The following is a 5,783-nucleotide window of genomic DNA, read 5'->3' on the forward strand; positions in this document are numbered from 1 at the left end:
AACACCATCCAATAGGGGATTTAAAGGAACCAAATTAAACGCGTTAAAATCAAGTGTTACATCAACTGTTGATCGCCTTCCTGAAACAAAAATATTTCCTTTTGCAGCAAATGACCGTGTTATATCATTCTTAATAATTGCATCTATACTATAATTAGTTAGTGATTCATTGCCAGTTACTGTAGCGTCAAAGGAGCCTAATAAAAAATCATTAACCTTAAAGTCGTCAATTACAATAGTTGAATTTGGGAGATAGCTACCGTTTTTTTGTAATACATCCAATTTACCATTAACATTTCCTGCGAGGGATAAACTATCTATATCTGGTGTTATTTTAGCCAAATCAACGTTTGTAAAATTTAGCTTAATATCTTTTTGTGTGGAATCCTTAATAAAGCCGGACAGTTTAATTTCTTCATTGTTGTGATTAACCCTAAACTTATCAACTTTAAACTTTGTAAGCTTTTTATCAAAGGATATTTTGTGAAATTTATCTTGGTTTTCATTGATCTGCCACTTGTTATTTTTTATGGTAACATCAGATTTTTTGAAGCCAACAACCGATTCATTTTCCTCATTTATAGTATGGTAGAAACTTAAATTATAGACATCATTATTACGTTTTCCGCCATTAAACTCAGAACGCATAAATAAAGTGTCATTTACGGTTACGTTTATTAAATTAAACTTTGAAACATCATAGTATTTAGTATTTAAACTATCAATTTCTACATAAGTATTGAATAAAGGGTTGCTATTATCAACCTGTAACTCAATATTATTCGCGAAATTATCTAAGAATTTGATTTTTGGCGATTTAAAAGTTAGTCTAAAATTCTTTTCATCACTCTCAACTCGTCCTCTAATGAAGGTGTTTTTACCAAGTTCAACCTCAGGATAAATAACTTCGACGATTTTATTATAAATTCTAAAGTTAAAATCTATACTCTGATTGGTATCAACTTCATGAGAAATATAATTGGTATATATGTGTCCAATAGAATTTTCAAACAATTTTTTTAAATCCTTCAGAAAGAAACGTCCTCTTAAATCACCTTCTATAATATCTGGTGAATTAAACTCAACAAAACGAATATCTTTTTCAAACCTTGAAAACACATCAAATTTCTTAAAATAATAAGTGTCATTCTCATTTTTATATATGGTATTGCTAAATGCAATTTTACCAAAAGCATCATCAAGACTACTGCTATTCATGTTCATCTTAACCTTACTTTTAAAAATAGATATACTATCTTTCTTTATAAAATTAAGGGTGTTCAGGTTAGCATAATCAACTACAGCCTCAAAATCATACTTTCTTACAGTTTCTGAAAAATCTACTAAACCAGTAAAATTTAGTTGAAGGTTTTTATCATTCACATTTAAGTTTCCGTCAAAAATTCTATTCTTAACATTACCAGATACTTTCACATGATTATAATTGTAGTCATTATAAACCAATTCAAAAACCTCTCCCTTTATCTGGGTATCTATGTTTTCAGCAGTAAACCCTTTCCCATTAACATCAAAGTCTAGAGATGCCTTACCTACTTTAGGATCGTTTAGAAATATACCAAAGTCAAATTGCTCAAAAATTAGTTTCCCTTTATAATCAGCATTATCAATATCATTAATTTTTGTGATTTCTAAATTTGAATCAACAAAACCTAACTCGGTATCAATTTCAATTTCTGCTATAACTTTTGAAGATGTAACTTGAGAGTTTCCAACTATGGTAAAATAACCCAATCGGTCAAAAGATGTGGGTATTGCTTCTCCCAGAACATTTGGTAATAATGCTTTTAAATCTTTATATGTTGAAGACAAATTGCTAAAATTTCCATTCATATAAAAATTATCAGCTTCTTTATTAAATAAGTTTTTAAAATTAATATTTCCGTAAACTCTTGTATTATAATTTGTATTTAACCTCAAATTATTCGCTTGTAAATCGTTTAAAGTACCTGATAAATCCGCACTAAATTTCGCATATTGATTAACACCAAATTCATTGTAAAAAGTATTAAGCTCATCTAATAAAACATTTGAATCTTTAAAACTCGCAGCTACTTGTACCTTATCAACAAAGTATTGTAAATCTTCCCTGTTATAAGAAAATTTCAAGTCACCTTTTAGAACAGAACCAGGAGTTTTTATTTGCAGATTAGCAAATGTCATATCTTGCAGTGTATAGGCAAAGTCGGTCATCATGTTTTTCATAATCAAACCCCTACTATCTTTGAACGAAAGCGTATTTATTCTTGCACTAACATTACTCCCATTTATAAGAAAATTGGTAGCATTAATATTTAAGTCGTCAAAATGAAGCACTTTTGTTGTTTCCCGGTTTTCATCAGACAGCGTAAAAACCCCATTATAAATTGAAACATCACTTGACGACAATAAAAAAGTACTTTCTCCTGTTCTTGGATTATCATCTTCAAACCTATTTACGAAAACATCAAGATTTGTTTCAGTAGAACCTTCATAAGTTTTGATATTAAAAATGAGTTTTTCAATATCAATATCTCCAAACTCTAGATTACCATGGTACAAGTTTTTAAAACTTAAAATAGATGTATTAAGTTCTTTAATGCTAATAAGCGTATCTTTTTTGTAATCTTGAATGTAAATATTTTTAATTTCTACATCGCTATTAAACTTTAAACTAACTCGATCAATATTAATGTTGGTTTTGAAGTCATTATTCAACATTTTTGTGAGGCGCTTGCCTATTCCGGTCTGAACAGCGGGAATGGATAACACTAACACCAAAATGATGAATAACAATAACAGAATACCTGCTACTTTTGATAGTATTTTTAGGAATTTTTTGATGCCCTTAAAGTTATAACTTTATTAAGAATAAACTACTTTTGTAATTACGAATAAAAATAATGATTGAGATGTCTATTCTTTTTCAAAATTAACAATTATTGTGCCTAAAATTTATTAATGTCTTCACAAAATATTTACATCCTTGGAATTGAGTCTTCTTGTGATGATACAGCAGCTTCTGTAATTCATAACGGCCGTATTTTAAGCAATGTTGTAGCCACCCAAAAAATACATGAAGAATATGGTGGTGTTGTACCTGAATTAGCCTCAAGAGCACATCAACAAAACATTGTTCCTGTGGTACATCAAGCTATAGAAAAAGCTGGTATTCGTAAAGAACAATTAAATGCTATAGCCTTTACAAGAGGTCCTGGGTTAATGGGAAGTTTACTGGTTGGAACATCATTTGCAAAATCTTTGGCCTATGGTTTAAAAATTCCTTTAATTGATGTGAATCATATGCAAGGGCATATTTTAGCACATTTTATTGAAGAAGATGGGTTTAAAAAACCGCCTTTTCCGTTTTTGGCTATGACGCTTTCTGGCGGGCATACGCAAATCGTTAGAGTAGATAACTATTTTGACATGACTGTTATTGGTGAAACCATTGATGATGCTGTAGGTGAAGCTTTTGATAAAAGCGGAAAAATTTTAGGATTAGGCTACCCAGCTGGACCAGAAATTGATAAACGTGCAACATTAGGAAACCCTAACGCTTTTCAATTTACAAAGCCTAGAGTAAATGGTTTAAACTTTAGCTTTTCTGGTTTCAAAACTGCTGTACTTTATTTTATTCAACGCGAAGTTAAAGCAAATCCAAATTTTATTGATGAAAACCTAAATGATATTTGCGCCTCAATTCAATATACCATTATTGGTATTTTAATTGACAAATTAAAACTGGCAACACAACAAACAGGAATACAACATATTGCTATCGGTGGTGGTGTTTCGGCCAATTCTGGAATACGACAAGCTTTAAAAGATGGTGAACAAAAATTTGATTGGAAAACATACATTCCCAAATTTGAATTTACAACCGATAATGCTGCTATGATTGCTATTGTTGGTTATTTAAAATTTTTAGAAAGGGATTTTGCTAAACAAGATGTTGTAGCTTCGGCACGTTTAAAGATTTAGTGTTTAGTATTAATAAATAAAAAAGCATTAACCAAAAATCTTAAATCCTTATATCTTAGCTTTATGCAACTCTTCTTTAATCCAGACATATCAGAGAACACGACTCAGTTTACTTTTGAAAGAGAAGAAAGTAAACACATTGTAAAAGTCCTGCGCAAAAATATTGGGGACACCTTGTATATTACAAATGGTAAAGGGTGGTTATTTATTGCTGAAATTTCTATGCCGAACATTAATAAATGTACGGCGAAAATTATTTCTCAAAAACAGCAACCAAAACGAGACTATAATTTGCATCTAGCTGTTGCTCCAACAAAAATAAACGACCGATACGAATGGTTTTTAGAAAAAGCTACCGAAATTGGGATAGATAGCATCACTCCTATTATATGCGATCATAGCGAACGAAAAGTTATTAAACCAGAACGTTTTGAACGGATTTTACAATCGGCCATGAAACAGTCTTTAAATTGTTATTTACCTAAACTGAATGATGCCATTTCCTTTAAAGACTTTATAAATCTAGATTTTGAAGGTGATCTATTCATTGCACATTGTGAAGAAACCGATAGAAAATCTTTAAAGCAACAACTAAACCCAAAAACAGACATTACAATTTTAATTGGGCCAGAAGGTGATTTTTCTGTTAAAGAAATTACAGAAGCGCTAAAAAATAATTTTATTCCTGTAACTTTGGGTGAAACTAGATTACGCACAGAAACGGCAGCTATAGTGGCTTGTCATTCTGTAGCCTTTATAAACGAAGCCCATAATGGGCAATAATTTATTTAATGAAGTTAATTATCTTTTTTTTCTTTTGTCTATTTTCTGTATTCTCATATACACAAGATTTAGCCATTTTAAAATACAAAGGTGGTGGTGACTGGTATGGTAACCCCACCGCTCTGCCAAACCTTATTAAATTTTGCAATGATAACATCAACACTAAAATAAATCCCAAGCCTCAAACGGTTGAAGTTGGTAGCTCAGATATTTTTCAGTTTCCATTACTACACATGACTGGTCATGGCAATGTGTTTTTTAGTGAAACCGATGCTGAAAACTTGAGTAATTATCTAATTTCTGGTGGGTTCTTGCATATTGATGACAACTATGGCATGGAACCCTACGTAACTAAAGAGTTAAAAAAAGTATTTCCAGATAAAGATTTAGTTGAGTTACCAAAAAGTCATGTTATTTTTAATATAGAATATAAATTCCCAAAAGGGTTACCAAAAATACATGAACATGATGGCAAACGTCCTCAAGCATTTGGACTTTTTCATCAAAATAGACTGATATTATTATTTACTTATGAAAGTGATTTAGGAGATGGATGGGAAGATCCCGAAGTCCATAACGATCCTCCTGATGTTAGAGAAAGAGCTCTTAAAATGGGAACTAATATTGTGAAATATGCATTTGAGAATTAGATTGCCACAAATTCACTAATATATTTGCTGCAAACTGCAACTGAATACTGCGACTGAAATATGCAACTCAACCACTACAATACTAATTTTAAAGAACAAATCTTTCCAATCACTTTAATTTGTGATAATGTTACCAACGCACCAAACATTGGAAGCTTATTTAGAATCGCTGATGCTTTTGGTATTGAAAAACTGATACTTTGTGGTGATGATATTTCGTTAGGTCGGAAAATGGCAAAAACCTCGAGAGCTACTGAAAAAATAGTTAATTATGAAGTTAATAGAGATGCGCTAGAAGTAATTCAAGATTTAAAAAGTAAAAACTATCAAATCATTTCATTAGAAATAACGAATTCAAGTCAAGCAGTT

General features: G+C 30.9%; 4 protein-coding genes and 1 pseudogene. 4 read left to right on the plus strand and 1 reads right to left on the minus strand.

Annotated features, from left to right (window positions below; all coding sequences use genetic code 11):
• A pseudogene (locus QZ260_RS12115) lies at nucleotides 1-2,718 on the minus strand (translocation/assembly module TamB); the annotation flags it as partial.
• Between the two features lie 240 nt (nucleotides 2,719-2,958).
• Here QZ260_RS12115 and tsaD point away from each other — a divergent pair.
• The 4 genes from tsaD to QZ260_RS12135 form a co-directional block, all read left to right on the plus strand.
• A complete protein-coding gene (tsaD, locus tag QZ260_RS12120) occupies nucleotides 2,959-3,981 on the plus strand; it encodes a tRNA (adenosine(37)-N6)-threonylcarbamoyltransferase complex transferase subunit TsaD (protein ID WP_295986617.1) in 1,023 nt (340 codons plus the stop codon).
• A gap of 63 nt (nucleotides 3,982-4,044) precedes the next feature.
• Entirely contained in the window at nucleotides 4,045-4,764 is a 720-nt protein-coding gene (locus QZ260_RS12125) for a 16S rRNA (uracil(1498)-N(3))-methyltransferase (RefSeq protein ID WP_295986619.1), read from the plus strand.
• A gap of 8 nt (nucleotides 4,765-4,772) precedes the next feature.
• The gene (locus tag QZ260_RS12130; RefSeq protein ID WP_295986620.1) at nucleotides 4,773-5,414 is read left to right on the plus strand and encodes a DUF4159 domain-containing protein; all 642 of its coding nucleotides are present in this window, start codon (nucleotides 4,773-4,775) and stop codon (nucleotides 5,412-5,414) included.
• Nucleotides 5,415-5,474: 60 nt separating this feature from the next.
• The coding region (locus tag QZ260_RS12135; protein ID WP_295986622.1) for a TrmH family RNA methyltransferase at nucleotides 5,475-5,783 on the plus strand (309 nt) is incomplete at its 3' end.

The organism is uncultured Algibacter sp. (assembly GCF_905480415.1).
Taxonomy (GTDB): Bacteria; Bacteroidota; Bacteroidia; order Flavobacteriales; family Flavobacteriaceae; genus Algibacter_B.

What these genes read in the sequence shown, in the direction of transcription:
- QZ260_RS12130 (WP_295986620.1), top strand. Translation starts at nt 4,773, where the DNA reads ATGAAGTTAATTATCTTTTTTTTCTTTTGTCTATTTTCTGTATTCTCA.
- QZ260_RS12125 (WP_295986619.1), top strand. Translation starts at nt 4,045, where the DNA reads ATGCAACTCTTCTTTAATCCAGACATATCAGAGAACACGACTCAGTTT.
- tsaD (WP_295986617.1), top strand. Translation starts at nt 2,959, where the DNA reads ATGTCTTCACAAAATATTTACATCCTTGGAATTGAGTCTTCTTGTGAT.